The sequence below is a fragment of the Nitrospinota bacterium genome, from assembly GCA_027619975.1.
Lineage (GTDB): Bacteria > Nitrospinota > Nitrospinia > Nitrospinales > VA-1 > JADFGI01.
In genome coordinates this window covers 1-3,808 of the sequence record JAQCGX010000068.1, presented here as the reverse complement: position 1 = coordinate 3,808, position 3,808 = coordinate 1, and the positions used below count along the sequence as shown (strand labels likewise).

Here is a 3,808-nt window from a genome sequence, read left to right as displayed (position 1 = left end):
TCAGGTTCCCCAGGAGGTGATTGCCAAGGATCCCTGCTGGCTCCAACTGACTTTGGTGAGTTCACGACATAGAGTTAATCAGACCGTTTGCCCTCAGCTGGCTTCAGGGCAAATGATCATTCCGGTGGATGATCTTTTTCGCGATACGCCAATTCCTTCCGATGAGGTCATTAAATCCATCACCTGGAATATTAACTTTGCAGGTCATGAGAACTCCAAAAAACGACCTTTGATCCTTGCTATGTCAACGGCTCTGGGGGGCACAGATATTAGTAACTTTCGGAGTGAGCTAATAAAGCATTCCGTGCTCGAATGGCATGACCAAAAGATTTTCCCAACTTCTTTGGCTGGTAAGCCTGCCATCGACCTTTTGTCAGGTCGTAATTTCGTCAACCTTGGGCATTTATCTATAAAAGATACCTCCGATGCCTATCTGGATTTGAAATTCTCTGAACACCCTCATCTTGATGTCCAGACCGTTGTTCTGGAAAAATCCGATCCTATTTCTCCAAAAATATGGGCTTCCTTAATAGAAACCGATCAAAATGATACTCCTCCCTTTAGGTCATCGTTATCAAAGCTTTTCACCCCCCTTTCGATCTTTGCCCTAATCTGGTGGGGATGGAAACGAAACTGGCACAAGCACCTATGGAAATGGCAAAATAAACGGGACATCCTTAATTGGTCAAAGGTAAGGACCCTTTGCCAGAGATTTTCCACAATGATCTCAAAAAAGGGGTTTTTATTAAATCGGGCGGTCGGTCTTATAATTTTAGGACCGGGGTTGTTGGCGGCAGGATGGTTTTGGGAACAGGGTGCTGGGAAATTTGGTCTTGGAGCCATTATTGGGCTTTTCATAGGCGTCCTCTGGCATGAGTGGCGTTGGTGGTTTTCAGTTCAGCCGAAGACACTCTCGCAAACGAATGAAACCGATGCCCCCACAACAGTCTCGACCTCCGAACAACAAGAGAAAAACGGGGCTCTTTTAAAAAATTGGATGTTTGGAAGAAACCAAGAGCTTCCACCGTTCCTTTACATGGTAGCTGTGCTTGCGCTGAGTTATGTAAGTTTCAATTTGGGTCATGGAAATGATTTAATCCTCGAATTTCTTCCCCCATTCTTATTGATTTACTTCTACATCCCCTGGTTGCCGTGGTTTTTTAAAGGAAAAATTCGTTTTTGGATCACAACAGCAACCGGGCTTTACCTAATGGGGGTATTCGGGCTATTAATAAAATGGCGCGGTGGCTCCGATTTCTTCTTTAGCTTTGCCGCTATCTCGGCAGTCCTTGTTTGGCGCAATATGACTCCCTATCTGCGGCCAAAGATGGAGTCTCGCTGGCCAAGTCTTGTAGATAAAGTCTACGGGGGGCCTGGAACCTACTACATTGCCGGTTTTCTTGTGACCCTCGTGATGGCCGCCTTTTTCCTGATTGTCAAACTGGGGCCCGTAGCAGAACAAATCGCAGTGGTCGGATATTTTATGCTTGTGGTCGGAGTCGCTCTCGAGGCTTGGGCCCTAAGAAAGAAACCGGCGGGAGACGAAAGTTACGATTCGTCTAAGGTGGTAGAGAAAGAGGCCACGCGTGCGTAGATTTTTGCGCAATAATCTGCTTATTCTAATTCTGTTGAATTCCAGTAATATTTTCAATTATCTGTTTCAACTGATTGCGGGAAGGAGCCTGACCACTGGCGACTACGGAACTTTCAATGCTTTAAACTCTTTAGCGGTGATTCTTTCGGCACCCGTGGCGGTGCTTCCTCTGGTATTTTCCCGTTACACCGTCAAACTGGAAGCGAAAGGCCTTGGGCAGATCAAGAGCCTTCTCGTAGAAGGTTTTCGCTGGTTGGTTTTCATTGCGGGCGCACTGTTCCTCATCGGATTTGCCGCCATTCCCTGGGTGCAAGATTTTCTGCATCTGGAAGCAAAGATTCCCATCGTTATCATGCTGGTTCAATTGACCCTGTCCCTGATATTTCCTGTTTTGTTAGGGGTGATCCAGGGACTGCACCGCTTTACCGCTTTTGGAATTTGTGGCAGCAGTATTTCTCTCGTTCGGTTGTTATCGGGTTTGCTTTTCGTCTTTGCTCTGGGATGGGGGGTTAATGGAGCCCTGCTTTCAGGCACCATCGGCACGTTTTTCGCCATGGGAATCGGGTTGTGGGCCGTGCGGGATATAATAAAAGTCCCTGCTGCCCCCCTGCCTCATGACCTTTTCTCTGAGATGAGAAAGTATTCGTTTCCGGTTTTTCTTTCCACCACCCTAGTCATGGCCCTTGGAAACCTCGATATTGTTTTAGTGAAACATTACTGCTTGCCGGAAGAGGCGGGACTGTATTCAATAGCCGCCATTTTAGGCAGAATCGCCTTGTTCCTCCCCGGTGTTCTCATCATAGTGCTTTTCCCAGAAGCCGCAAAAGCCCAAGCCACAGGAAACGAGGATTCCCGAATCCTATGGGTCAGCCTTGGGTTGACGGCCCTTCTTGGAGGAAGCTTCGCATTGGTCTGTACACTTTGGCCAGAACAAATCATCACTCTTCTCTTTGGCGCAAAATACCAGACTGGGGCCGAATTGCTAAAAATCATCAGTCTTGCGATGGCAATGCTTGCGATAGCGAACGTGATATTTACCTATTGCATGGCTCGGTCCGAGTTTAAATTTCTTTGGCCCCTAGCTATCGGAGTGGCAATGATGTTACTTCTTATTTTTAATTTCCACGACTCAGCCCTCACCATCGCCAAAATGGTTTTATATTCCATAGCAATGATTCTCGCCGGGACGCTTATCTGGTATTTTTCTCGATCCCGCCGCCTCATCTCCTCTCCATGAGTCTGGCCCGCCCCATAGTTACTCAATGGCTGGCAACCGTTTTCGTTGCCGGTTTTTCCATGGGGATGACTTTTTTCTTGGCGAGGCTATTCGGCCCTGAAATCTTCGGAAAATACAGTTACATCATCACCCTGGCCGCCCTTTTCGCCATTCTTCAAGATGGTGGATTTCGCACCTTGTTATTCAGAGAGTTTACATCTCCTTCTCTAGCCATTAAACCCGACCAACTGTTTCCTGTCGCGCTTGGGCATTTGCTGGTGCTAACAGCCGTGGGAACAGTCATCGTCCTCGTATTTCCATTTGCGGACAAGGTATCCTTGCTCCTCGCCATAGCGGCATTTGGATTGGGGACGGCGACCAATTTCATTTCATCGGTTTTAAAGGGCAAGGGAGATTTCAACCGGGAGGCCTGGTGGCGGGTCACCGTTCGCTCCCTGACGGGTGTGGGGATTTTGGGTTTTATCCTTCTTGTTTCCCTCCAACTGGAATGGATTTTTGCCGGATGGATTACCGGATTTCTGGTTTCGTTAATTTTCCAACGCGCGTACCCTCTCAAAAACGTGCTCATCGTCAAACCCAACCCGCAAATCTACCGCTCTCTGGCCGCTTTATTGACCATTGATGTTGCCACCCTGATTTACTTCAAAATCGATATCGTGATGCTCAGGCATATGGACGGAACCTTGCATCAGGTCGGTTTCTATGCCGCCGCCTCCAGAATTCTGGAGGGAGTTCTATTTATTCTCTTTCCCTTCGCCAATGTTTTTTTTCGCGAACTTCGCCTGCATGCCAACGATCCCAAAAAATTTCTACAGCTGACCAACAAGCTGGTATTTTATGCCGGTATCGTTACTCTTTTTATCGTTCCGCTGGGGATGCTTTTTGGTAATAACATTATTCTTTTGTGTTTTGGTTCGAGCTATCAACAAGGGGCCGGACTATTATACTGGCTGTTTATTTCCTTATTTTTCATGATC

3 protein-coding genes are annotated in these 3,808 nt (G+C 47.3%); all 3 read left to right on the top strand.

Annotation, left to right across the window (positions count from 1 at the left end):
• The coding region (locus tag O3C58_14065) for a hypothetical protein (protein ID MDA0692975.1) at positions 1-1,594 on the top strand (1,594 nt) is incomplete at its 5' end.
• A complete protein-coding gene (locus O3C58_14060; protein ID MDA0692974.1) occupies positions 1,587-2,831 on the top strand; it encodes a polysaccharide biosynthesis protein in 1,245 nt (414 codons plus the stop codon). The genes O3C58_14065 and O3C58_14060, both read left to right, overlap by 8 nt.
• The coding region (locus tag O3C58_14055; GenBank protein MDA0692973.1) for an oligosaccharide flippase family protein at positions 2,828-3,808 on the top strand (981 nt) is incomplete at its 3' end. The genes O3C58_14060 and O3C58_14055, both read left to right, overlap by 4 nt.